Origin of the sequence: Paenibacillus sp. FSL R10-2736 (assembly GCF_038000245.1) — a bacterium.
Classification (GTDB): domain Bacteria; phylum Bacillota; class Bacilli; order Paenibacillales; family Paenibacillaceae; genus Paenibacillus_AQ; species Paenibacillus_AQ phytohabitans.
The window spans coordinates 1120775-1144326 of the sequence record NZ_JBBOBN010000002.1; the positions used below are offsets into that span (position 1 = coordinate 1120775).

Annotated in this window: 30 protein-coding genes and 1 riboswitch; of the genes, 23 read left to right on the forward strand and 7 right to left on the reverse strand. The window is 53.4% G+C overall.

From position 1 onward, the window contains the following. Positions 1 to 2 precede the first annotated feature (2 nt). The 5 genes from NSQ73_RS32960 to NSQ73_RS32980 all read left to right on the forward strand — a co-directional run bounded on the left by NSQ73_RS32960 (position 3) and on the right by NSQ73_RS32980 (position 3170). Positions 3 to 803, forward strand: a complete 801-nt coding sequence (locus tag NSQ73_RS32960; protein ID WP_340990391.1) for a zinc ribbon domain-containing protein — start codon at positions 3 to 5, stop codon at positions 801 to 803. A gap of 36 nt (positions 804 to 839) precedes the next feature. Continuing rightward, entirely contained in the window at positions 840 to 1658 is an 819-nt protein-coding gene (locus NSQ73_RS32965; RefSeq protein ID WP_039309760.1) for a TrmB family transcriptional regulator, read from the forward strand. 42 nt (positions 1659 to 1700) lie between these two features. Continuing rightward, positions 1701 to 2006: a hypothetical protein gene (locus tag NSQ73_RS32970; RefSeq protein ID WP_171720228.1), complete on the forward strand. Its 306-nt coding sequence runs from the start codon at positions 1701 to 1703 to the stop codon at positions 2004 to 2006. A 42-nt stretch (positions 2007 to 2048) separates the two neighbouring features. Next, the gene (locus tag NSQ73_RS32975; protein ID WP_042133215.1) at positions 2049 to 2624 is read left to right on the forward strand and encodes a xanthine phosphoribosyltransferase; all 576 of its coding nucleotides are present in this window, start codon (positions 2049 to 2051) and stop codon (positions 2622 to 2624) included. A gap of 378 nt (positions 2625 to 3002) precedes the next feature. Continuing rightward, a complete protein-coding gene (locus NSQ73_RS32980; RefSeq protein ID WP_340990392.1) occupies positions 3003 to 3170 on the forward strand; it encodes a hypothetical protein in 168 nt (55 codons plus the stop codon). A 348-nt stretch (positions 3171 to 3518) separates the two neighbouring features. On the opposite strand, the gene NSQ73_RS32985 is transcribed toward NSQ73_RS32980, so the two are convergent. After that, positions 3519 to 4574: a diacylglycerol/lipid kinase family protein gene (locus NSQ73_RS32985; RefSeq protein WP_340990393.1), complete on the reverse strand. Its 1056-nt coding sequence runs from the start codon at positions 4572 to 4574 to the stop codon at positions 3519 to 3521. Positions 4575 to 4660: 86 nt separating this feature from the next. Further along, positions 4661 to 4999 carry a DUF4870 domain-containing protein gene (locus NSQ73_RS32990; protein WP_340990395.1) on the reverse strand — a complete coding sequence of 113 codons (339 nt, stop codon included), beginning with the start codon at positions 4997 to 4999 and terminating at the stop codon, positions 4661 to 4663. A 627-nt stretch (positions 5000 to 5626) separates the two neighbouring features. Between NSQ73_RS32990 and NSQ73_RS32995 the strand changes: the two genes are divergently transcribed. The 7 genes from NSQ73_RS32995 to NSQ73_RS33025 all read left to right on the forward strand — a co-directional run bounded on the left by NSQ73_RS32995 (position 5627) and on the right by NSQ73_RS33025 (position 11646). Beyond that, entirely contained in the window at positions 5627 to 5815 is a 189-nt protein-coding gene (locus NSQ73_RS32995) for a hypothetical protein (RefSeq protein WP_019913840.1), read from the forward strand. Positions 5816 to 6222: 407 nt separating this feature from the next. Further along, positions 6223 to 7272: a cytochrome c oxidase subunit II gene (gene coxB / locus NSQ73_RS33000; protein WP_039306711.1), complete on the forward strand. Its 1050-nt coding sequence runs from the start codon at positions 6223 to 6225 to the stop codon at positions 7270 to 7272. Between the two features lie 137 nt (positions 7273 to 7409). Then, the gene (gene ctaD, locus NSQ73_RS33005) at positions 7410 to 9248 is read left to right on the forward strand and encodes a cytochrome c oxidase subunit I (RefSeq protein ID WP_340990726.1); all 1839 of its coding nucleotides are present in this window, start codon (positions 7410 to 7412) and stop codon (positions 9246 to 9248) included. Between the two features lie 6 nt (positions 9249 to 9254). Further along, positions 9255 to 9881 carry a cytochrome (ubi)quinol oxidase subunit III gene (locus tag NSQ73_RS33010; protein WP_039306709.1) on the forward strand — a complete coding sequence of 209 codons (627 nt, stop codon included), beginning with the start codon at positions 9255 to 9257 and terminating at the stop codon, positions 9879 to 9881. Between the two features lie 4 nt (positions 9882 to 9885). Further along, the gene (locus tag NSQ73_RS33015) at positions 9886 to 10209 is read left to right on the forward strand and encodes a cytochrome C oxidase subunit IV family protein (RefSeq protein ID WP_171720225.1); all 324 of its coding nucleotides are present in this window, start codon (positions 9886 to 9888) and stop codon (positions 10207 to 10209) included. A gap of 27 nt (positions 10210 to 10236) precedes the next feature. Continuing rightward, positions 10237 to 11163 carry a cytochrome c oxidase assembly factor CtaG gene (ctaG, locus tag NSQ73_RS33020; RefSeq protein ID WP_340949016.1) on the forward strand — a complete coding sequence of 309 codons (927 nt, stop codon included), beginning with the start codon at positions 10237 to 10239 and terminating at the stop codon, positions 11161 to 11163. Between the two features lie 18 nt (positions 11164 to 11181). After that, entirely contained in the window at positions 11182 to 11646 is a 465-nt protein-coding gene (locus NSQ73_RS33025; RefSeq protein ID WP_340990399.1) for a DUF420 domain-containing protein, read from the forward strand. Positions 11647 to 11742: 96 nt separating this feature from the next. On the opposite strand, the gene NSQ73_RS33030 is transcribed toward NSQ73_RS33025, so the two are convergent. Continuing rightward, positions 11743 to 12540 (reverse strand): MBL fold metallo-hydrolase, encoded by a 798-nt coding sequence (locus NSQ73_RS33030; RefSeq protein ID WP_340990401.1) that lies wholly within the window; start codon positions 12538 to 12540, stop codon positions 11743 to 11745. 388 nt (positions 12541 to 12928) lie between these two features. Here NSQ73_RS33030 and NSQ73_RS33035 point away from each other — a divergent pair, with 388 nt between their 5' ends. The 6 genes from NSQ73_RS33035 to NSQ73_RS33060 are packed head-to-tail and all read left to right on the forward strand — an operon-like array spanning position 12929 to position 17446. Beyond that, positions 12929 to 13657, forward strand: coding sequence for a hypothetical protein (locus tag NSQ73_RS33035; RefSeq protein ID WP_042133233.1), 729 nt, complete (start codon positions 12929 to 12931; stop codon positions 13655 to 13657). A 54-nt stretch (positions 13658 to 13711) separates the two neighbouring features. Next, entirely contained in the window at positions 13712 to 14107 is a 396-nt protein-coding gene (locus NSQ73_RS33040; protein ID WP_039306744.1) for a GntR family transcriptional regulator, read from the forward strand. Positions 14108 to 14121: 14 nt separating this feature from the next. After that, complete coding sequence (locus tag NSQ73_RS33045) at positions 14122 to 15051, forward strand: ATP-binding cassette domain-containing protein (RefSeq protein ID WP_042140701.1); 930 nt, start codon at positions 14122 to 14124, stop codon at positions 15049 to 15051. A gap of 3 nt (positions 15052 to 15054) precedes the next feature. Continuing rightward, positions 15055 to 15957, forward strand: coding sequence for an ABC transporter ATP-binding protein (locus NSQ73_RS33050; protein WP_039306699.1), 903 nt, complete (start codon positions 15055 to 15057; stop codon positions 15955 to 15957). After that, the gene (locus NSQ73_RS33055; protein WP_340990403.1) at positions 15950 to 17239 is read left to right on the forward strand and encodes an ABC transporter permease; all 1290 of its coding nucleotides are present in this window, start codon (positions 15950 to 15952) and stop codon (positions 17237 to 17239) included. The genes NSQ73_RS33050 and NSQ73_RS33055 overlap by 8 nt, the downstream gene beginning before the upstream one ends. Before the next feature lie 12 nt (positions 17240 to 17251). Continuing rightward, on the forward strand, positions 17252 to 17446 hold the full coding sequence (locus NSQ73_RS33060) for a hypothetical protein (RefSeq protein WP_340990405.1): 195 nt from the start codon (positions 17252 to 17254) through the stop codon (positions 17444 to 17446). A 74-nt stretch (positions 17447 to 17520) separates the two neighbouring features. Here NSQ73_RS33060 and NSQ73_RS33065 read toward each other — a convergent pair whose 3' ends face one another. Further along, positions 17521 to 18150: a class I SAM-dependent methyltransferase gene (locus tag NSQ73_RS33065; RefSeq protein WP_340990407.1), complete on the reverse strand. Its 630-nt coding sequence runs from the start codon at positions 18148 to 18150 to the stop codon at positions 17521 to 17523. Between the two features lie 129 nt (positions 18151 to 18279). Here NSQ73_RS33065 and NSQ73_RS33070 point away from each other — a divergent pair, with 129 nt between their 5' ends. Continuing rightward, positions 18280 to 18411, forward strand: a complete 132-nt coding sequence (locus NSQ73_RS33070) for a hypothetical protein (protein WP_340990408.1) — start codon at positions 18280 to 18282, stop codon at positions 18409 to 18411. A gap of 121 nt (positions 18412 to 18532) precedes the next feature. Further along, positions 18533 to 18721, forward strand: coding sequence for a hypothetical protein (locus NSQ73_RS33075; RefSeq protein ID WP_340990409.1), 189 nt, complete (start codon positions 18533 to 18535; stop codon positions 18719 to 18721). A 450-nt stretch (positions 18722 to 19171) separates the two neighbouring features. Here the strand turns inward: NSQ73_RS33075 and NSQ73_RS33080 are convergent, their stop codons facing one another. After that, on the reverse strand, positions 19172 to 19615 hold the full coding sequence (locus tag NSQ73_RS33080; protein ID WP_340990411.1) for a hypothetical protein: 444 nt from the start codon (positions 19613 to 19615) through the stop codon (positions 19172 to 19174). 175 nt (positions 19616 to 19790) lie between these two features. After that, a riboswitch (cyclic di-AMP (ydaO/yuaA leader) is annotated at positions 19791 to 19958 on the reverse strand. A gap of 577 nt (positions 19959 to 20535) precedes the next feature. On the opposite strand from NSQ73_RS33080, the gene NSQ73_RS33085 reads away from it, so the two are divergent. Both NSQ73_RS33085 and NSQ73_RS33090 read left to right on the forward strand, forming a co-directional pair. Continuing rightward, entirely contained in the window at positions 20536 to 20937 is a 402-nt protein-coding gene (locus NSQ73_RS33085) for a MerR family transcriptional regulator (RefSeq protein WP_340990413.1), read from the forward strand. Continuing rightward, positions 20934 to 21956 carry an oxidoreductase gene (locus NSQ73_RS33090; RefSeq protein ID WP_340990415.1) on the forward strand — a complete coding sequence of 341 codons (1023 nt, stop codon included), beginning with the start codon at positions 20934 to 20936 and terminating at the stop codon, positions 21954 to 21956. Before NSQ73_RS33085 ends, NSQ73_RS33090 begins: the two co-directional genes overlap by 4 nt. Positions 21957 to 22028: 72 nt before the next feature. Here the strand turns inward: NSQ73_RS33090 and NSQ73_RS33095 are convergent, their stop codons facing one another. Next, positions 22029 to 22271, reverse strand: a complete 243-nt coding sequence (locus NSQ73_RS33095) for a glutaredoxin family protein (RefSeq protein ID WP_042133269.1) — start codon at positions 22269 to 22271, stop codon at positions 22029 to 22031. Beyond that, entirely contained in the window at positions 22268 to 22594 is a 327-nt protein-coding gene (ytxJ, locus tag NSQ73_RS33100) for a bacillithiol system redox-active protein YtxJ (RefSeq protein WP_039306673.1), read from the reverse strand. The genes NSQ73_RS33095 and ytxJ overlap by 4 nt, the downstream gene beginning before the upstream one ends. Before the next feature lie 232 nt (positions 22595 to 22826). On the opposite strand from ytxJ, the gene NSQ73_RS33105 reads away from it, so the two are divergent. After that, positions 22827 to 23549: an SDR family NAD(P)-dependent oxidoreductase gene (locus tag NSQ73_RS33105; RefSeq protein ID WP_340990416.1), complete on the forward strand. Its 723-nt coding sequence runs from the start codon at positions 22827 to 22829 to the stop codon at positions 23547 to 23549. The last annotated feature ends 3 nt before the right edge of the window (positions 23550 to 23552 follow it).

Genomic DNA, 23552 nt, shown 5'->3' on the forward strand with positions numbered 1-23552 from the left:
CAATGAATTTTCTGCAACGCATTAAAGACGGTGCCAGCCGGGTGAGTGAAAAAGCGCAAAGCTCGGTGGAAGTAGGCAAGCTGAACGGGCAAATTTCTGATATCGAACATGAGATGCAACTTGAATTTTTGAAAATGGGAAAGCTTTTCTACGAAGGATATCGTTCCAGAGATATGTCGGTGGCAGAAGGGCAGATGATCGAGCTGGCGCGCGGCTGTAACAAGCTTCAGGAGCAGATTGAGGGCGTTCGCGCACGAATTGCCGAACTGAAGAATGAACGGCTCTGCACCTGCGGCCAGATCGTAGCACTGGATGCCAACTTCTGCCCGCACTGCGGACGCAAGCTCGAGGAGCTGCCACTGCGCAAGGAACCGGTGCTGCGCAAGGACCCGGCGCCTACCGTTACGGTACATACCGTACATGAGCACGAAGATGAGGAAGATCAATACTACGGTGAGGAAGAATTGACAGAAGCGGAGCGGGAACTCGCTAAGAGACCTGAACAGCCTGTCCAGTACGCCGAAGCCTTGCCGGAAATTGAAGGTGAACCGGAGCCTGAAGAGTATGAACGGGTTCTTCCGGATACAGAACGGGGCCGCCGTGAGGCCGATGAACTGGAGCGTGAACGTGAGCGCCAGCTGGAGCTGGACCGCCGGATCCGCGACTGGAAAGCCAGTGAGCCTGCAGAAGAGGCTGCCGTCAGCGAATCGGGTACACGGGATATTGTGAAATGCCAGATTTGCCGCGCCGATCTGCCGAAAGGCTCAATGTGGTGCCCGCGCTGCGGGTCGGAGCAAATTTAGACAGGGTTAGACAGACAGCTTAGGGGGACAACATAGATGGAACAGTTGCTGCTGCATCTGCGCAATTTGGGTTTCACAGAGATGGAATCCAAAATTATGGTTGAGCTGGCCACCAAGGGCCAGGCTTCGGGCTACGAAGTGGCAAAGCAGCTAGGAGTATCAAGATCGAATGTATACGCGGCGCTTCAGCGCCTGACGCAACAAGGCTACGTACGCTGCGGGGAAGGGGAGCCGGCCCGCTACAGCGTGCTGGACCCTGAAGAGCTGGCGACGATGATATCCGGCCGGGTACAGGCGTCGCTGGCGTATATGGAAAGTGAAATGCCGCGCGGAGGCCCGGTCAGCCCTTCATTCTATAACGTGGAAGGTGACCGCAACGTAACGGGAGCGCTGATCCGCCAGCTGAATCTAGCGGCTCAGGAGATCGTGGTCGATGTATGGCGGGAGGAAGCCTCGCTGCTGCGCAGCGAGCTGGAGCAGGCAGAGCTGCGCGGAGTGAAGCTGCTGTGGGCTTTTGACGGCGGCAACGCTGCCTCTGCGCCATACCCGGTATGGCCGCCGCTGGACGGTAAGCCACAGCGCAGCGGGGGGCGGAAGTTTTCTTTTGTCATCGACCGTTCCTGGTGTATGCTCGGCATGCGTTATGAGGACGGAACCGCGCAGGCGGTGGTTACCGAGCACCCGGTGCTCGTGGAACTGCTGCTGAATCATTTTACACAGGAAATGGTATTGTTCGAGCTTGAAGAAGATATGGGGCCTGAGCTGCAGAAGCGGTACGGGGAACGCTATGGCCGGATTTACAGCAAATATGTACTGCATGACCAGGATGAAGCCGGGGAAGAACAGGCGGAGTAGCTCCTGGGATGCAGAGGGTACTAAGCTAGGGAGGTGACAAGCGTGGAGTGTATTGTTCATTTTGATGTGCAGCATTCGGAAGGCGTGAAGCCGTTACGCGGATTGCTGTTTTTGGACGAAGGGAAGACCCCGGGAGAGCAGGATCTAATCGGCATGTTCAAGGACATGAATTTTAATGTCCGGCTTGAGGACCGGGAGAAGTTAGTGTTCAAACCTGTGGGACCTGGAGAGAAGTATTCAGAGATTCGGATTACGAGCTTTGACAACGGCAAAAAGAACAGCAAGCAGGATAACGAGCTGAAGTCGATTGTCGGTAACCTGCTGCCCCAGAAACCTACGGGTCTGTAGCAGACGAAGCAGGGTCCATTTGAGGATAGAGGAGGAGCACGGATGGAGTTATTGAGACAAAAGGTCATTAACGAAGGTATTGTTCTCGGCCCTGGTGTGCTCAAGGTTGATTCTTTTCTGAATCACCAGATGGACCCTTTCCTGATGCGTGAAGTAGGGCGCGAGTTTACCCGCCGTTTCGCCGGGGAAGGAATCACCAAGGTGCTGACCATCGAATCCTCGGGGATTGCCCCCGGCATTATGACGGCGCTGGAGCTTGAGGTCCCGATGATTTTTGCCCGCAAGCAGAAGTCGCTGACGCTGACGGAAGATATTTATGTGGAGAAGGTCTACTCCTTCACGAAGAAGGAAACCAATGAAATTACCGTCTCCCGAAAGTTCATCGCACCCGGTGAGCGCGTGCTGATCGTCGATGATTTCCTGGCGAATGGTGAAGCGGCCTTCGGGCTGGCGCGGATTGTTGAACAGGCGGGCGGCAGTGTTGCCGGGATTGGGATTGTGATCGAAAAAGCTTTCCAGCCCGGCAACCGGCTGCTGAAGGAAGCCGGCTACCGCGTGGAGTCGCTGGTGCGGATCGCTTCGCTGGATGACGGCGTTGTTGGCTTCGTGGAGGAATAGGAGAACTGCCGGGTGCACTTTTGCGGCAGACGTAAATAACAGGCAGGCCCCCGGAGGTTATCCGTGGGCCTGCCTGTTTGTGTTTGAAGGCGGGCATAGTTAGTGCGGCTGAGGGGAGTGCTGGGTTGTAGCCTTAGAGAGCAGGTACGAAGCTCACGGCTAACGCCTTCAGCGTGCGGCCAGTCATACACCTGCTGTGCTTCGGTCAGGCGCTGGTTTGGTCTGCTGAGTAATGGTGGGCCGGACTGAGACGAATCTGCTGGACTGAAGCTGAAGGGATGAGCGAGCTAGTTTGTGAGTAACATGGGGCTTGAAGCGGGCGGAACAGTGAATTGATGGGAACATGGGGTGATGGAGTTGAGGCGGGATGAAGAGTGAATGATGGAAGCGAGGGATCATGGTGTTACGGCGGGCAGAAGAGTGGATGATGGAAGCAAGGGATCATGGGGTGATGGTAAGAATGGAGTGTGCGTTGTAGAAGCTGGTGTGAGTAATGCAGGTGTTGTGCGGGAGCGGGAGGGTATGTGCGAGCAGGTTTGTGAGTAACTGGGTTCAGGCGGGGGATAGGTATGTGCAATATACTACGCGGACTGAAATGCGCTTATTTGGGAAATTTGGCGTGTTTTTGCTGCCAAGCGGACTCCAGTGCGCTTAGTTTGTTCATTTGGGGCATCAGATCAATCAATTTGTGGGGCATAGCGGAATCTTAGTCCGCAAGTCAACTAAAAACCCCCTTGCCGGAGAGAATAAGGTCCTCTCAGTCCGCAAGGGGGGACATAGTGGCTAGATCGCCGGAACGTCGTTGGTGGAAGCAACCTTAAGCGGTAGAGAGTGCGTTGGCTGCTGTGACTGTGGACGGTACCGGCTGCAAGCATTGAGACCACAGCCCGCCGCTTATGCCGGCGCAGCCGGTTGAGCTAACGGCTGCCCGTGCTCGGCCAGCCGGCCATGCCTCCCGCCGTCTACGCCCCGGCTCCCACAGCCGCGGCTGCCCGCGCCCCGCCTAGCCGCTCGCGTGGCACGGCCCGGCCGCGCCCTGCGCGCCGGCAGCCGCCAGCGGCGAGAGCACGCGCAGCGCCCCGGCTCGCAGCGCACGGCCAGCGGCGCGGTGCCGAGGCCCTCGCCGTCGCCGATGGCATGGCGCGGCTGCGCGAAGTGGACGGCTACGCTGCGTCCGCGCAGCATGGTGACGTAGGGCAGCGCAACATGCTTGCCCTTCACCACCGTCGGGAACAGCCGCAGCAACTGCCCGCGGCTGATCCCGTGGACGACGCAGACGTCGAGCAGGCCGTCGCCTGACTCCGCCTGCGGGCAGATCAGCAGCCCGCCGCCGTAGCTGGGCAGGTTGCAGACCGAGACCAGCCACGCCCGGTCGAAGGTCTGCTCCCTGCCGTCGCATGTCACGCTGACCCGGCAGGGCTTGAAGGTAATCAGCGTATGCAGAATGCCGATGATATAAGCCAGGCGGCCGGCGCCGATGGCATTGCACAGCCGTTTGTAGCGGCTGTTGTTCACATTGACGGCCACCTGGGCATCGAAGCCGCTGGCTACGGCGGTCAGGGTGAGCCCGTCCGCGCCCGAGAGCAGATCAGCTTCGAGGCAGCGGTCCTGCAGCGCGTTATCCAGCGCCGCCTCCGGAGTGAGCGGGATGCCGAAGCCCCGCGCGGTGTCGTTGCCGGAGCCGGCGGGGATTACGCCGAGCGGCACCCCTCTGCGCCGCAGTGCGCCCAGCACGCTGTGGATCGTGCCGTCGCCGCCGATAACGATGGCGGCTCGCCAGTCCTCGCGGCGTGCAAGGGCGTGCAGCACCTGATTCTCCGCGCTGTCTGCGCTTTGCGTGAACAGTGCTTCATGAGCAATGGCGCGTGCCTTGAGCATGGCTTCAACGGTATGCCAAGTCCGCCGCCCCGCTCCGCCGCCCGAGCGGGAATTTATGATCAATAAATACATGGTTGTTCCCCCAGCCTGTAAAGATTCCTGTATGTCCTGATTCCATTGTACGGAGAGGACAGGCAAAAGGGAATCTTTTTTACCGGTTACAGCTGCCGCAGCTGACTCTCGGCAATTGCTCCTGCCCAGGGCAGCTTATACCATCTTCCGCCCAGTGCGTGGTAGATCATCAGCAGCCATACGGCGAAGCCCAGCAGGGAGAGAAGGGCGGCCACGACAGGACCGAGAAAAGGGATGAAGCCGCTCAGTACATGGGCTACCATCAGCGCCCCGAAGGCAATCAGGGATTGCAGCGAGTGGAACAGGACGAACCGGCTGCGCTTCTCCAGCGCGAGGAACACAATGGCACCAATGAACGGGAAGAAGTAACACAAGGCGGCGGCAATATTATCGGGCAATCCGGTGGAAGATCTGAAAGGGGACAAAGGGCTCACTCTCCTTGGTTTGGAGAAGAAAGGCACGGATAATCAACCTTCTTCCCTTCAAGCCTATGAAGAATCACGTTAAAGTATGAGCTGCACAGGGGATATATCCAATATTTTCTGCAGCATTGGGTAGACTAATATCAGGTTCCCGAAGCTGGCGGAAGACATACTATATATTTTAGCCACAGGGGGCCGGACGCGTTGCTGAGGTCAGGTCAGGAGTAGCGGTTGTAGCGGAAAATGAGGAGCTTACTTAGCGTGGAAGCTAAAGAAGTATAAAAAATTTCCATTCGCATATTTTACAAGGAAAGGTGGAACTTGGACTGGAATATGATACAATATAACGATAAGGCCCGAAAGGAGTGATTCAGCAAGTGGCTCTTCGGGTAACTAAAGTGTCAAGGTGTCTTTACTCTGAGACATCCTTACTCTCAGCCCAAATCACGACGAACCTGCTTCACCGGCAAGGCGGATTTCCGGAATACCGGAAGGATGGTCAAGGCGGATAATGCAAGCCACGTATGTGTAATGGTTTCTTAACTTGCATTTCAAGGTTACGGCGGACTTTTCATCATGCATTCTCTACAACGGAGCATTCATTTTCAATGTTTTGGGAGGGAACTGATCATGGCAAGTAAAGGTCATAACGAAGTCAAGGAAAGTCTACGGGAAATGACACGCATTTTCCGGCCCAAAGATCCCAAGAAATTTGTGAAGGAGTACGTCCGGAAGTATCGGATCACGGGAGGCTATGAAGAAGAGCTGACCATGGTTGTGGAGCATGAACTGGTAAGAATGAATTCGTCCGTTTCTTAAACAACAGATAGAATTGTTCTGCTTCTGCTTCTGCTTTTTGATGACAACATTTTGCGCTATAACATCCATGAGGATTCTCATAAACCGTGCCCGGGCAGCCTGCTGCCGCTGGAATCGGTTTTTTTTGTATGCCCGGTTTACCGGATACAGGTCCCTATAATTAGTCAAATGAATTAATAGACACAAATACATATGAATACGCTTTAAAAGTAGTCTAACAGTTTTTAGCTTATTTTGAAAGCGCTTTTAAAATCAGTAAGGACAAGCTTTTTTCTTTTTCAAAATGATTATGTGAAATTGTTGTGAACGATTGACAAAACAGTGGGGCGAACTTATATTAATAGTGATTGTTATAATTGACAGGAAAATACTCTAATCTACGAATTCGGGAAAAGCGGGGTAGATCAATGATGAAAACGTGGCAGGCTGGAAAGCGGCTTCTTCCCATGACCGCAGCGCTTGGACTCATTCTTGCCGGATGCGGGCGGGAAGACTTGTCGGTACTCAGACCGCAGGGACCCGCAGCGGAAAGCTCGTTTGCACTAATGAAGCTGTCGATCTCAATCATGATCGTGGTGCTTTTGGTCGTCTTCTCCATTGCAGCTTATGTATGGATCCGTTTCCGCCGGAAGCCGGATCAGAACGAGATTCCCAAGCAGGTGGAAGGCAGCTTCAAGCTCGAAGTGCTGTGGACGGTCATCCCGCTTATTCTCGTAGTTGTGCTGGCGGTTCCTACAGTGAAGGCGGTGTTCGCTGCCGGCAATGATCATTCGGATGATAAGGATGCCATTAAGGTCAAAGTGACCGGCCATCAATACTGGTGGGAGTTTGAATATACGGATTACGGGGTGACAACAGCACAGGATCTGGTGATTCCCGCCGGCAAGGATATCGCTTTTGAGCTAAGCACCAAGGATGTCCTGCACTCCTTCTGGGTACCTTCGCTCTCCGGCAAAATGGACACAAACCCCGACGGAACGGTCAACCGCTTCAGCTTCAGTGCGCCGAATGAAGGCGTTTACCGCGGCAAATGTGCGGAGCTGTGCGGGCCTTCCCACGGCTTCATGGAGTTTAAGGTGAAGTCAGTCAGTAGTACGGCCTTTGAGGAGTGGTTAGCTTCGATGAAGGCTCCTGATTCCGTGTTGCCGGATGATCCGGCGCTCGCGGAGACCTTCAAATCCCAGTGCCTGACCTGCCATGCGACTGGAAGTATGCAGGATCTTTCCCAGGCTCCCAATCTGACCGGAATCGGCTCCCGCGAATCGGTGGCCGGCATTCTGCTTAATGACGACACACGCGTGGACGGGGCACCGGTAGAAGAGAATCTGAAGACGTGGCTGCATGATCCCCAGAGCGTGAAGCCGGGCAACAAGATGCCGGATCCCAAGGATCTGGGCTTAAGCGATGAAGAGATTGACGGAATTGCCGAGTTTCTGGCCGGTTACACGCTGGACTGAAGCCGGATAGCCTATAGCCCGAAGCGGAAGCAGCATATTTGAAAAAGGGGGTACGTACCTTGGCCGAAGCAGCGCAATCCTTGCATCCCTCCCAGCCCTTGAAGCATGGCCACAGCGTTAAACGGCATACCGGGCTAATGGACTGGATCACCACCGTCGATCATAAGAAGATCGCGATTCTCTACCTGTGGGCTGGAGGCATCTTCTTCGGCATCGGCGGACTGGAAGCAATTCTGATCCGCATTCAGCTGATCAAGCCGATGAATACCTTTCTGGATGCCCAGACCTTCAACGAACTGATTACCATGCATGGCACAACGATGATCTTTCTTGGCGTCATGCCTGTCATCTTCGCACTGATGAATGCAGTCATACCGCTGCAGATCGGTGCGCGTGACGTAGCCTTTCCTTTTCTCAATGCGCTCGGATTCTGGACCTTCCTGTTCGGCGGTATTCTGCTCAACCTCAGCTGGGTAATGGGCGGTGCGCCTGATGCGGGCTGGACCTCATATACCCCGCTCTCCAGCACGGGCTACAGCCCCACGCACGGGGTGGACTTTTATACCATCGGACTGCAGATTGCAGGCCTTGGCACACTGATTGGCGGCATTAACTTCCTGGCCACCATCATCACGATGCGTGCACCGGGGATGTCCTTCATGCGGATGCCGATGTTCGCATGGACCACTTTTATTACTTCAGCCATTATTCTATTCGCTTTCCCTGCTATTACTGTTGGCCTTGTCCTGCTTACTTTCGACCGGATACTGGAAGCCAACTTCTTCAATGTGGCCGGAGGCGGCAATCCGGTGCTGTGGCAGCATATCTTCTGGATCTTCGGCCATCCCGAAGTATACATTCTGATTCTTCCGGCCTTCGGCGTCATCTCTGAGGTTATTCCGACCTTCTCGCGCAAGCGGCTGTTCGGGTACAGCTCCATGGTGTTCGCGACGATTCTGATCGCCTTCCTGGGCTTCATGGTCTGGGCGCATCATATGTTCACCACCGGCCTCGGTCCGGTAGCGAATGCGTTGTTCTCAGTCTCCACCATGCTGATCGCCGTTCCGACCGGGATCAAGATCTTCAACTGGCTGTTCACCATGTGGGGCGGACAGGTACGCTTCACCACCCCTAATCTGTTCGCAGCCGGCTTCATCCCAACCTTCACCATGGGCGGGGTAACGGGGGTCATGCTGGCCTCTGCACCTGCGGACTTTCAGTTCCATGATACTTACTTCGTAGTGGCGCATTTCCACTATGTTATTGTCGGCGGTCTGGTGCTCGGGCTGTTTGCCGGACTGCACTACTGGTGGCCGAAAATGTTCGGGCGGATGCTCAGCGAGACGTTAGGCAAGTGGACCTTCTGGACGTTCATTATCGGCTTCCACCTGACGTTCTTCGTGCAGCATTTCCTGGGACTGATGGGCATGCAGCGCCGTGTATTCACCTATTTGCCGAATCAGCAGTTTGATCTGCTTAACCTGGTCAGTACTATTGGTGCGATGCTGATGGGGGTCGGCATGCTGATCTTCCTTACGAATATCTTCCTGACTTCGAGACGGCCGGCTGATGCAGCCGATGATCCGTGGGAAGACGGGCGGACACTCGAATGGACGATTCCTTCACCGCCGCCGGAATATAACTTTAAGCAGACGCCGCTGGTGCGGGGCCTGGATGCCTTCTGGAAGGAAAAAATGGCCGGACACAAGGCGATGACCCCGTCCGAACCGGTGGGCTCGATTCATATGCCTTCGGCAACGATCCTGCCGTTCCTGATGTCGGTCGGGATTTTCATAGCGGGACTGGGCTTCATGTTCAGCCGTGATGAGTTCAGCAGCAGTATAATGAGCTTTCTGTTCAATAACTATATCGTTACGGCACTGGGACTGCTTATTACCTTCGGGTCCATGCTGATGCGGTCGCTGTTCGATGATCCGGGCTGGCATATTGAACCCGAAGAGCTGGAAGGAAGGTGAGCGGATATGACTACAGCACATGCTGAAGCAGCGAATGGGACACTCCCGCATGAACCGGAAAAAGCAACACTCGAAGGACGCAACAAGGTGCTGGCCTTCTGGCTGTTCCTTGGTGGGGAAGCGGTGCTCTTCGGCACCCTCTTCGCAACCTTCCTGGCGCTGCGCAATCAGACCAATGAAGGCCCGTCTGCGAATGAGCTGTTTCATCTTCCGCTGGTCGCGGCGGCTACCTTTCTTCTGCTGGTCAGCAGTCTGACCAGTGTCTTCGCGATCCAGGCGATGCACCGGGGCCGCGTCACCATGCTGCGGAACTGGCTGCTGGTCACGGTACTGCTCGGACTATGCTTCCTGGTCCTGGAGATTTACGAATTCAGCGTATACATCAGGCATGAGGAATTCGGAATGACCACCAGTGCATTCAGCTCGGCTTTTTATACCCTGGTCGGCTTTCACGGTGCCCATGTGGCCTTCGGTATTCTGTGGATATCAGTACTGATCGGCCAGTTAATGCATAAGGGGCTGACGGTGGTAACTGCACCGAAAATCTATGTGTCGGCGATGTACTGGCATTTCATTGATGTGGTGTGGGTCTTTATCTTCACGGTAGTATACCTCCTCGGAAAGGTGGGATGAAGCCATGGCGACGAAGCAGCATTCTCCGGACTCTCCGGTGAAGCACCGTCACCGCCCGGAAGGACCGCAGCGGCATATTGTAGTCTTTGTCTTCTCCATTGTACTGACGCTGATCGCCTTTGCCGCAGTAGCTGCCGGAGGGGTAAATCCCACCTTCGCCGTTATTCTGCTGCTGGTGATGGCTGTGCTGCAGGTAATTCTGCAGATGGGCTTCTGGATGCATCTGAAGGACAAAGGGCATATGATGCCGATCATCTTCATGCTGGGCGGATTTTTTATCGCGGGCACTTGCATTATAATGTCGCTCTACTGGGTATGGTGGGATTAAGACTGTACGGGGGGAGGGCTTGCCATGATGCCGGGATTACAATACTTCAGCTTTACTGAACTGTGGAGTCCGCTGTTTCTGGCCCTGATGCTCCTGCTGACTGCCGGGTATTTTGTGCTGATAGGTCCGCTGGCCTCCCGGTTTGAGGGCAGTACTGCAGTCCCCTTCTGGCGGAGGGGGCTGTTCTTATGCGGAATGCTGGCCCTCTATCTGGCGCAGGGCGGTCCTGTCAGTCTGCTGGGGCATATCCTTTTTTCGTTCCATATGGTCAGTATGGCCTTGTCTTATCTTGTCGCAGTCCCGCTGATTATGCTGGGGATTCCTGACTGGTGCTGGCGTGCGCTGCTCCGGGTGAATCCGCTGCGCGGCCTTGCTTTTCTGGCTAAGCCCATCGTTGCCGCACTGCTCTTCAACGGATTATTCTCGCTCTACCATATCCCGGCGATTCATGATTATGTCATGCTGCATTTCGCGGTTCACCGCCTGTATTACGCCGTATTATTCCTGACTTCAGGGCTCATGTGGTGGAATCTGATTAATCCCCTGCCGGAATACCGGGCGCTGGGCGGCCTTGGTCAGGTGGGGTTCATCTTTCTGAACATGGTCCTGCTGACACCGGCCTGCGGGCTGATTATTTTTGCCGGTTCTCCCCTGTATGCTACGTATAGTGACCCCAATACCTGGGCGATGGCCATGGGCTACTGTGTACCGCAGAGTCCGGCTGCTTTGCTGCAGGCTTTTGGCGGTCCCGGCTTCTTCGGATCCCTGTCCCCCAAGGTAGATCAGCAGGTCGGCGGCATCGTGATGAAGTTCATTCAGGAATTTATTTTTGCCTCGATGCTTGCTTATGTGTTCTATCATTGGTATAAAAAAGAGAACGGACAAGAGGACACGGAGTTGTCCGCACCTGCCTCTGAACTTGCGGAGGAGGGTCTGAACTATAAGGGCTGGTAAGTGCCGAGGGGGATAATCATGGATATTTTCACATTGTTTCCAACGATCAGTACATCGTTCATCGTCATTAGCGCGGTGCTGGTGGCTATCGGCTGGAGACAAATCATTCAAGGCAAACGCGAAGCGCACAAGAAGACAATGATTGCAGCTGCTGTGGCGGCAATTCTTTTTTTCCTGGTGTACTCGTCAAGAACGATATTCGTGGGGAATACGACCTGGGGCGGACCGGATGATCTGTCGACGCTGTACCATGTCTTCCTGATCTTCCACATTGTGCTGGCTACCGTAGCTGCTGTATTCGGCATCACTACGCTGACGCTGGGCTTCAAGGCCAAGTATGCCAAACACCGCAAGTGGGGAAGAGTGACGGCTGTCATCTGGTTTGTCACCGCTATTACGGGTGTTGCCGTTTATGTGCTGCTCTACATCTTCTATCCGGGCGGACATACGCTGCCGGTCTGGAAAGTCATTATGGGCGGTTAGCTGTAATTGAAGACAAGCCTGTACATCTGCTGTTCCGCTTATGCGGGGCGGGTGTATGGGCTTTTTGTTTGTGGTGCAGGAGTGGGGAGCGGTGGCTCAGAACTGCACGCTGAACCCCTTAAACCTATGTATCCCCGTTCCAAAATGATCCAGCTCCTGTTCCTGCAGATATTGGGCCGCCCGCCCGGCTTCCCGGAGAATCTCCGGATTGAGCCCCAGCGTATTATGCGAGCCGTACACTTTGCGGACGCCGTCAATTTGTGCAATCCTTGCCAGTGAACGCACCAGGCCGGCAGGACTTGTCGAAGGATAGAACGCATAGACCGGTGTTGTGTCGTAGAGCAGATCACCGGTGAACAGGAGTCCCCGGCTGTCGTCCCCGAAGCATAAATGGCCCGGTGAGTGCCCGGGAGTATGATACACAGTTATTATCCGTCCTCCGCCCAAATCAAACAGATCTCCATCCCTGAGCAGCCCCGCCGGTTCCCCCTGATAAGGAGTATAGGCCGCCGGATCGAAGCCCTCCGGAACCTTGCGCGTAATGTCCCTGCCGATATCCCGCCGGATCTGCTCCAGAGTCAAGCCCTGAATACCGTGGACCAGCCAGTCCCGGTCACCTTCATGTACATAGATCCGTTCGAATTGCCCATGGCTGCCGATATGGTCGGTATGCACATGAGTGGTAAGCACATCAACCGGGAGATTCGTCAGCTGGCCGGTTATGCTGCGGATATTGCCGATGCCTAGCCCCGTATCAATCAGCGCCGCCCGGTCTTCCCCGATTAGCAGGAAGGAATGTACCTGCTCCCAATGCCCGTATTCGCTGATGGCGAAGGTGGTTTCATCTATAGACTCTACAGTAAACCAAGGATCATCCAATCTATGCAGATCCAACTATACGCACCTCCAATATATAAACATCCAATACATTAACCACAATGCTCCAATTCCCCTATCGGATTTGAATTCCACACCATGCCTTGTGCGATATTTCCCGGTGATCCGTTAATTATGCTGAGTTCTTACTGATCCGCAGGAAGCAGGTGCATGTGCGGCATCGGGCCCATATTATTCCATAATAGCACAGTGAACCGGGAAGGCGTGTTTCCGGGCTCTATAATAATGCGCCCAATTACTTTTGTTGAAAACCCTTGACACTGGAAAATACAGGTCATATACTGTGTATATAGATATATACAGTAAGCACAGAGAGAAGCACACTGAACTGTGTGAATCTGCTGCCGACTGCCGATGATGAAATCACAAAGCGAGGTTAACGGTTATGACAACATTAAAGAATGCATGGTTCATCGTGCGCAGCGATTTCCGCGGTGACAGGCTGAAGCTGCTGTGGGCACTGCTGTTCGCCGTCGTATTCATGGGGTATATGGCCGCACTGGCCGGAATGGTATTGGATGATGCGATGGACCGGGGCGAGGGGAGGCTGCTGAGCGATGTTTTGCTGGTCACTATTATTTCTATGCTGGGTATTACCTTCTCCCGGAGAAATATGAAGTATTTGGCGGAGGATACCTATACCCGAATGCTGGCTTATATGCGGTCCCTGCCGGTACCTGCTGAGGTCATTCTCTGCAAAAGAAAACTGAATACGCTGTTTGCCTTTATCCTGAACAGCACACTGTACTTTGGTTTAATCTATACGATCGGCGCCAATATACGCAGCGAACTGCCGGTCACCGCGTATCTCGCATTTGCCCTTACCTGGATTGGATGCGGTCTGGTTATTGCCGGAATATACATTTTTATCGAGTTCTCGTTCAGCGGCAAAGCATATTTCCTGATTATGATCATCGTCATATTTCTGTCCATGGGTATTGCTGGACTGGTCTATCTGGCCGGAGGGAATCTGCTGATTGCAAGTGTGGCTGTCTCCAAGGAGTGGGGGCTGTTGTCTCCTCTGATGTGGGGTTCGCTGCTGCTCGGCATTGTATCGGTGCAGCTGTTCTCCAGGTGGACGATTCACCGGCTGAAGAGCCGTGATCTCGTATGAAACGGGGCAAAGTGTTAGTCCGGCATGCCGGAGCGTGGAAGGCAGGTGCGTATCATGTGGATACCCATACAAATTAATGAGAACAGTGCAGAGCCGCTGTATCATCAGATCGAAACCCAGCTGAAATCGCTGATTATCTCTGGCACGATCACGGAGGGCACCCTGCTTCCTTCCATCCGTGAATTTGCGGGTGACCTGAAGTGCAGTGTGATCACCGTCCGGCGGGTCTATCAGGATCTGGAGAATGAAGGGCTGCTGCGCACAAGACAGGGAACGGGCACCTTCGTCTCCCATGTAGGAGACGGAACCATGGCAGGCTATAAGCAGGACGCCATCCGCAAAGCGCTGGAGAGTGCAGTGGATGTGGGGCTGTCCGTACATTGCAGTGAAGATGAGCTGACACAGCTGTTCAAGGAAATTGTGCAGGACAAATACGGGAAACAGAAATGAAGGACGGGGATCTCATGGTACAGCAAGCCATAGAACTACGGAATGTGTGCAAGAAGCGGAGGGGCAAGACGGTAGGGCCGCTGAATGTTAATCTGCCGCAGGGATACATTACTGCGCTGGTGGGCCAGAACGGCTCCGGCAAAAGCACGCTGCTGCACATGCTGCTGCAGCTGACTTTTCCAGAGGAAGGCGAGATCCGCTGGTTTGAGGAAGCCTATCGTGACGGGCTGCCGCTGCAGCTCCGCCAGACTATCGCTTATGTACCGGAGATCTCGCAGAATGAAGAGAATCTCTGGACAGCCAGCGAGGCTGCCGGATTCCGCCGACACTGGTATCCTGCCTGGGACCAAGGCTATTACGAGGAGCTGCTCCTGAAGCTGGAGGTGCCGGAGAATGCCAGGCTGGGCAAGATGTCCAAGGGTGAACGCCGCAAATTCGAGATTGCCGCGGCCCTGGCTGCGAAGCCCCGGCTGCTGCTGCTGGATGAGCCGTCTTCCGGCCTTGACCCTTTTGCCTGGAAGATTATGATTGAGACTCTCCAGCGGTACATGGATGAGCATGAGGCTACCATCGTGATCTCGACCCACATTGTGGAAGAGGTGCGGCGGCTGGCGGATTACATTGTCCTGATGCATCAGGGGCAGCTGCTGGGAATGGCCGAGAAGGACAGCTTGTTCGGCTCCTGGAGTGAAATATGGGTTCAGGCAGAAGGCGGACAGGCGCTGGAGGAACTGGCAGCAGAGCTGCCACAGGCGCTGGAGCTTAAGCTGGAGACGCCGGGAGTGGCTTCATTTTTGACCCAGCAAATCTATCAATATGAGAAACGCATTCATGATTTGGGCGTAAAGGTTATCAAGAGCCGCAGCCTGGAGCTTGATGAAATCCTAAGCTTATGGAGCCGGGGACATCGTCCGGTTCTGATTGACCAGAAGAGAGGGGAATAAGGAATGGAAGCTTTGCATTTGGAACAGGTAGTGAAGCAGTACGGTGATAAGACAGCAGTCAACGGAATCAGTCTGAAGGTAGAACAAGGCGAAATTTACGGTCTGCTGGGTGCAAACGGCGCCGGCAAAACGACGACTATGCGCATGGTGCTGGGTCTGATCTATCCAGATGAAGGCCGGATTCTTTATAACGGCAAGCCGTATAGTACGGAGCTTCAGCATCTGATGGGTTATCTTCCAGAGGAGCGGGGGCTCTACCCGAAGGTCAAAGTAAGCGATCAGATTATCTATCTGGCCCGGCTTCGCGGCATGCCGGCAAGTGAGGCGGATAAGAGCCTGCGTTACTGGCTGGACCGGTTCGACGTTCCGGAATACTACAATAAGAAGATTGAAGAATTGTCCAAGGGCAATCAGCAGAAGATGGGCTTCGTCGCTGCCGTCGTCCATAAGCCGAAGATTCTGATTCTGGATGAAGCCTTCAGCGGCCTCGATCCGGTGAATGTGGAGCTGCTGAAGGATACAGTCAGAGAGATGCGGGATCAGGGCACGAGTATTCTTTTCTCCACCCACCGGATGGAGCATGTGGAGGAGTTATGCCGCAATATTACGATTCTCGACCGCTCGAATACCGTAGTTCAGGGGGATATCCGTGAGATCAAGAAGGGGTATCCGCGGGAAGCAGTCGTCCTGCGTACAGCGGGGGAAGTGAACGGGCTTGCGGAGATTGCCGGAGTTACTGCAGTGGAGCGCCAGGAACGCGGATATCTGCTGTCCATCAGCGAGATTGGTGCAGCGCAGCGCATTCTGCAGCTGGCCATGGCCCAGGGCGAGGTAGAGCATTTCGAGATTAAGGAACCGACGCTAAACCAAATCTTTATCAGAGCGGTGGGTGAATCTAATGAATAAGATGGGGAGCATTATCAACTTCACATTCAAGAACAAGGTAAGAACCAAGTCCTTCATGATTACAACATTAATTCTGGTGCTCCTGCTGAGTATCGGGATGAATATTCCTTATCTGATCAAGGTGTTTAAGGGAGAAGACGGTGCTAAGGAAGCTACGCAAATCGGAGTGGTTGCCGAGCAGGGCTTCCGGCCTGCCGAACTGCTTCTGGCGTATACACCACCGGCTGAAACAGATGCCCAAGTCGAATTCACAGCTTATACCTCCGCAGATGATGCTGCGCTGAAGCAAGGGCTGGAGGACGAGAAGATTGAGGGTTATCTCACCTTTGCTTCAGAGGGCAGTGAGGGGGTACCTCCGGTAACGTATCACAGTAAAGACGGGGATATCAGCGACAAAGTGCAGAGTTATCTTCAAACTGCTTTGCAGCAGGTGAATACCGGACTTATTGTCGGCGATAAGCTGACGGAGAGCCAGGTAGCAGCGATATTCGCTCCAGTTTCAATTGGTACAGAGCAGCTGAATGCAGATGCAGCAGCCTCGGGTTCAGAAGAAGGGGATGCCAAGCCGGTCATTAACTATGTTGTCGTCTACGTCCTGCTGATGCTATTCTTCATGTCGGTGATGATGACCGGCAACATGATCGCCGCTGAGATTACCTCGGAGAAAAGCTCGCGTATCATGGAGATTCTGATCACCAGCGCATCACCATTAACACAGATGTTCGGCAAGGTCATCGGGATCTTCCTCGTCGGCCTGCTGCAGATCGCCATTATATCTGCCAGCATCGCTGTTAACCTGATGCTGCCGCACAATTCCGGCATCCTGACTGATTTCGACCTGGATCTGGGACAGCTGAATGCCAGCATTCTGGTGTATGGATTTATCCTGTATATCCTGGGTTACTTCCTGTATGCCCTGATGTATGCAGCTGTAGGTTCGATTGTCAGCCGGACAGAGGATCTGGGGCAGGCAGTTATGCCTGTGATGATGGTGGGCTTCGTCAGCTTCTACCTGCCGCTGTTCAGCATCTCGAACCCGGATACCCTGCTGGTTAAGGTAGCGAGCTTCGTTCCATTCACCTCTTCACTCAGCTTGCTGCTGCGGATCGGCGTTGGCCATGTGGCCTTCTGGGAGATCATGGTCTCACTGGCAATCCTGCTGGCAACGACCTTCGTCTTCGGCTGGCTCGCCGCCAAGATCTACCGCACCGGCGTCCTGATGTACGGCAAGCGTCCTAGCATCAAGGAGATTAGAAAAGCGATGAAGGCTTATAAGATCTAAGGAGTGGGAGTTATGGATAAAAAGCATCAGCAAAACGCCGGATTGTTGTTTGCAGCTTCTTTTCTTTCACTAACAGCGAGCCGGATTATTCATTCTAACGGAAGCAACCTGATAGATTTCACGCAAGGGATGCTAACGGGTATAGGCATTGTGGGTATGGTGGTGACCATCATAGCTTTTGGCAGATATCAGAAGCGCAGCCAGTAAACATAGATCAAAGCCCATTCGCCGGGGGAGGCGGGTGGGCTTTTTCTACTTATGCAGACAGTGCGCTTGGAGCGCTATCCTTCCTTTTTACATTTTATAATTAAGAAGTTTAAGGAAGGTTTGTTTTTCATATTCTTACCGGGCTCATCTATTTCTGATATCTCGACCAGACCATAGTTGGCAAAGTCTTGTTGAATGGAGTCAGCATCATAAAAAAACATTTTCACTCGGTCCATGATTTCGAAATAGTCTGTATCCAGTTGGACGCCTTTACCGTACATTGGTACTTTTTTGGATACCGTTGTAAAGACCATATATCCACCAGGCTTCAGCTGATTATAACAATCCTGAATGAACTTCTCCCGCTCACGCTGATCCAATAAGTGAATCAGGGCATAGCAGAATATACCGTCATAGAGTTTGTTGTCAAATGGCATATCGGTTACCGAGCCGTGGTAAACATTCATATTCAGTCCGCTCTGCCTCGCCAGGTCAATCGCTGTTTGCGAAATTTCAATACCAGTAACGTCTATTCCATTGTCCGTAAAAACCTTTGCATTTCTGCCATATCCAATGCCGGGAATCAGGATGTCTTTAACATTCTTTTCAAGGAAAAAGTCCTTGGTTAGGATGGCCGAGTCAGAAGGTTCAAATCCCCACATCGTTTGTTTTTCTATGAAGCTTGCTTCCCAGAACTCCGTCATAGCCCGATCTCCTTTAATTTCACCAGATAGTTATTACAGACACATTATATCTACAATAAAACCGATTAGCAATGTTATTGTTAATCCTCGTATCTAAACAGATAGACTTTTGTGAAGCGGGCGGATATTATGTTAGATGGATTTAGAACGATTAAGCAGCAGAAGCTAAGTGATGATCTGGAGCTGAACAGTGTGGTAGTGAGCTATCTGGATGATTTCAATGATATCTATAAGTGGATTGAATATGCATCGGATGATTGATCGCGAAACGGGCTTATGAATAATGCTGTTCTATAGAGTGAGTACAAACCACCCCAAACTGGTTAAAACCCAGCAGATAGTGTACCTTAGTAATATTAGTAATTAGGAGTGGTGATTTTTTGTGAAAAAAAGTAGACAGACCCCCGTGCTGGTCGTGCTCTCCATCCTGCTGATCATTATCAGCAGCCTGATCCCGTCAGACAAATCGACCTGGCTGGGAGCACTGCAGACCATCTTGCTGGGCGTCGGGCTGCTCGGATGCTGCATGGCTTTTTGGCGGTTCGCCAAGGGCGGCAAGGGCAAGCGCTGATTTCTGGCACTGGAACGGATAGCATAGCAAATGGAGAGCCGTGGCGGATGCTACGGCTTTTATTAATATGTACGACGTCTGCGGATTTACTCTATGCAGCGCTTGCTACGCGGACTGAGAGGACCTTATTTTGTGAAAAAGTCTGCTTTTTTGCCTGTTGCGGACTCAGGAGCGCTTATATTGTTCAAGGGAGCTCAAAATGAGGCGAAACTGGTTAGTTAAGGTCCTCTGAGTCCGCATGGATCGCTGATTCGCCTGATTGGGCGAAATAACGGATCTACAGTCCGCATGGATCGCAGTGGCATGATTAAAGCTATTGATGCAGGAGCAAACACACGTCCTTAACCACATTGATCCTAATCAATCCACCAAAATGAATCCACGATCTACCATAACCAAGCTACTGTAATCATTCTGGCCTTAATAAGTCAGACCCCACCCAGCAGCTCCCTATCCCGCCGACGGACGCGGGACAGCTGGCCGCGCAGCAGCCATCTGTTCGCGAATCCCTCTGAGCTGCGCTTTCAGCTCAGGGACGCTTCGCTGCAGGATGAGGCTGATCTCGGGCAGCGGCAGCTGGATGCCGTACCATAAGGCGCTGGCGATCTGATCCTCCCAGGTGAGCAGGGCAGAAGAGCAGCGGCCGCGGTCTTGAGCAACCAGCGAGCATTGCCGGATGCATTCCCTGTAGGCGGCAAGGGAGAAGTCCGATGGGATGCTGCCCTTCAGCCACGGCTCATAGAGTGCCGCGAATGTGGCAGTTGTGGCTTGATCGGCGCGGGCGCCCTTCTCCAGCAGCAGACAGCTTAGCGCATAGATGGTTCCGCTGTATTGTTCAATATAGCCGGTGAATCCGGCAGCGGCAGCTGCTTCGGACGATAATGGGTCTGGCATGTGGACACGTTCCTTCCTGAATGTGGGCGATTTATAGTTTGGATATGTAGCTGATTGGTTTGCCGAAATGCTGATCCGCCGGAATAAGTGCGCAAAAAACCGCAGACAGAGGAGGACCTCTGCTGCGGTTTTGTTGCAGGCGTAAGAAGCCTGGGGCAAAATCGTGGCGGATCAAGATCTCTCTCTTTACGCTTACGGGGTTAGCTGTCGGATTCGGACGGTGAGAGTCGCCCTACCTTTTGAGACTGCGTAATTGAAGTCTCCTTCGGATTCACCCCAAGTAGGCCTGTGGCCTGATGGTTCCCCCGTTTTCCGCTTAGCGGAAATTCAGCGTGCATTCACATTTTCACTGGTAACTTTCAACACGAATCATACCCTTTCAGGGTTGTCTTTGTAAAAATGGAAAAGAGTGCTTCTGCGCCGGATTTGCAATAAATTGCTGCTTTGCGAGGAATATTGGAGACTAAAACCATATATGTGGCCGATTATCATCCGTTTATCTCGCTCAATCGCCGTTTTTTATTTTTGAGAGGCAGCGGCAGGAGAACTCCGGAAATATTAATGCGTTAGACGGAAATACCGTCAATAATGGATTTTTGAAAAATGGTGTATTAGTGAGTAATCGGGAGATAATGGGAGATCGATGTTATTGTATGCGTTACCCGTAAGGCAAATAGATTCGTGATTGTGTTATTAGGGTAATTATGGCGGTTTACAAATTGCCCCTGAATTAGAGCCTGATTCTACGAAAATGCTTCCGTTCTAGCCCTGCAAACGATACATCCCGGAGGGCCTAATCCCCCGTTTCCCGAACGCTTGACTTGGACCATACTCCAGGGATTATCATTTGATTCTGTAAGGGCAGACTGTCAATAAAGTACCAAGCCTGAAAGCCAGACTAAGAAGGAGGCCGGCAGCAAATGGAGACTGCTTTTACGATTGCCGAGGTAGCAGAGCGGACAGGACTCAGCCAGGATACCATCCGCTATTATGAGAAAATCAAGCTGCTCCCCCCGGCAAGCCGCAAGGAGAACGGCCAGCGGGCATACAGCAGGCGTGAGCTGGACAGGGTGCACTTCGTCGCTATTCTCAAAAGAACCCATATGCCGCTGCGCACCATTCAAGAATATATCCGGGCTTCAGCGGAAGAGGACTACGAGGAATGCTACAGTGTGCTGGACGGGCATAAAACGTTGATTGAAGAGCAGCTCACGGAACTTACGGCGGCACTGGAGCTTATGCAATACAAGCTGAAGAACTTCCGGGAGCTTAAGGACGGCAGGTTCATCGCGGAAATGGAACAGAGGAGGAACGAGGAATGAATACTGGGATGAATCAAGAGACGAACAGCGGGTTATATAACGCGAAAGCTAAGCAGCAACCGATTCTTTCCGGATATGGTCCGGACACTACGGCAGAGCAAGTAATCCAAGGCCATAATCTGAGCGGTAAAATAGCGGTCGTGACCGGCGGCTACTCCGGCCTGGGCCTGGAGACCACACGTGTCCTGGCTGCCGCGGGGGCCACTGTGATAGTTCCCGTTCGGACACCGGAGAAGGCCCGGCTTGCCCTTGCCGGGATTCCCGGTGTCGAGCTGGAGGCGCTGGATTTGCTGGACCCGGCATCTGTGGATGCCTTCGCGCAGCGGTTCCTGGACTCCGGCCGGCCGCTGCATATGCTGATTCACAGCGCAGGCATCATGGCCTCGCCGCTGGCCCGCGACAGCCGCGGGTACGAAGCGCAGTTCGCGACCAACCATTTGGGGCATTTCCAGCTGGCGGCCCGGCTCTGGCCGGCGCTGGTGCAGGGCGGAGGCACGCGGGTAGTCTCCGTATCTTCACGCGGCCATCGCATTGCCGGTGTTGATTTCGCAGACGTGAATTTTGAGCGTAGAGCCTATGAGAAATGGACAGCCTACGGCCAGTCGAAGACCGCCAATGTGCTGTTCGCCCTTGAACTGGACAAACGCGGGCAAGCACATGGTGTCCGGGCATTCTCCGTGCATCCCGGCAGCATCCTGACCGATCTGGCCCGGCATCTGTCGGATGACGAGCTGCGCGGCATGGGGGCGCTGGATGAAGCGGGCAACCGCATTCCGGCCGGGCGTACAAGTCATATGAAGACGGTCCAGCAGGGAGCCGCGACCAGTGTCTGGTGCGCGGTGAGTCCGCTGCTCGACGGCAAGGGCGGCGTGTATTGCGAGGATGCTGACATCGCTCCTGTAGCGGAGTCCGGGGATTCGCACCAGCCTGGGGTGCAGGACTGGGCGATTGATCCGGGCAACGCTCTGACGCTGTGGGAGCTGAGTGAAGCTATGACGGGGGTTACATTCCCGGCCTGACAGATCTGAACGACAAAAATGGTGCCGGCCCTGTAAAGAGGGCGGCACCATTTTGCATAACTGACTGAATCCTTACTGTACAGCTGCCTCAATAAGCTCCTGAAGCTCAGGAAGATTGAAGCCCTTGACAGCCCGGTCTCCGGATACGGTGACTGGAACACCCATGAAGCCCAGCTTCTCGACTTCTTCCTGATAGACGGTACTGGTCATCACATCTCTGACTTCGAAGGGAATGCCCTTGCTCTCAAGCAGCTGCTTCACCTGATTGCAGTCGCTGCAGCCGGATGTGGAATAGATGATTACGTTCTGGCTCATTGCTCCACAGCTTCCTTGATGGCGCCACGGGTGATTTTCCAGTGGGAAGTGTTCCAGCGGACCTCACCATCCTCCAGCAGGAAAATCTGCGGCGACTCATGCTTAATCCCGAAATCCTCGGCAATCTGATTTGAGACCGGACGGTCTTCGATGACATGTACAATGGCGGCAGGCGTGTCAGAATTCTGTGTATAGGCCTGGAACTCCTCATTTGCTTTGGCACTGATCGGGCAGGTGGTGCTGTGCTTGAAGAGCAATTTTTTGCCGGGTTGCCCTACGTATTGTTGCAGTTCATCCAGTGTATGGATTTGTTGAATAGACATCAGAGGATCACCTTCCTGGAATAGAATTTAGAAAGCATCTTGTCAACAATTGTGTTGTTAACAACTATTATTCTTGATTGTAACATAGTTCAAAATTAAAGCAAAAGAATGTTCAGCAGGCTTATCCCCCTCCCTTACGGGATGTTGATTAAGCCCTATTGCCATGCTAATGTGAGAGTGATGCAGCAACGCTCTGCGCATAAATAAGCAGGTATGAGGGGGTGTGCAATTCATGAAAAGGGTCGCTTTTGTAACCGGTGCCGACCGCGGGCTCGGGTTTTATCTGGTACGCTTTCTTCTTGAGAATAAATACACAGTGTTTGCCGGCCGGTATTTACCGGAAGTGGAGGCACTGGAGGCTTTGAAAGCGCAATACCAGGACACGCTGATGCTGGTCCCTCTTGATATCGGCAGCGCAGAGAGCGTGAAAGAGGCAGCGCGGAGTATTGCCGGCAGTACAGGACACATCGATATTATTATCAACAATGCCGGTATTATCCACCAGGCGGACAATGCTACAATGCTCGTGGATATGGATGATGAGGCTATGGCGCAGCTCTATAATGTGAATGCGCTCGGCGCACTCCGGGTGAGCAACGCGTTGATGGGATTGCTTCTGCAGGGCAAGCAGCGGCTAATTATTAACATCTCCTCAGAGGCAGGCAGTATCAGCCGGAACAAAAGAATTAATATGTACGGCTACTGCATGTCGAAGGCGGCGCTGAATATGCAGTCCTCGCTGATGCACAATCATCTGCGTAAGCTGGGCGGACAGGTGATGGTCTTTCATCCCGGCTGGCTGCAGTCTTATATGAGCGGAGAGAAGAATATGGAAGCACCGATTCCCCCGGAGGAATCAGCGTATAAGATCATGAATATCGTACAGGATCATAAGAAATATCTGGGTGAGGAACCGGTGTACATCGATCTGGACGGCAATCTCTGGCCCTGGTAACAG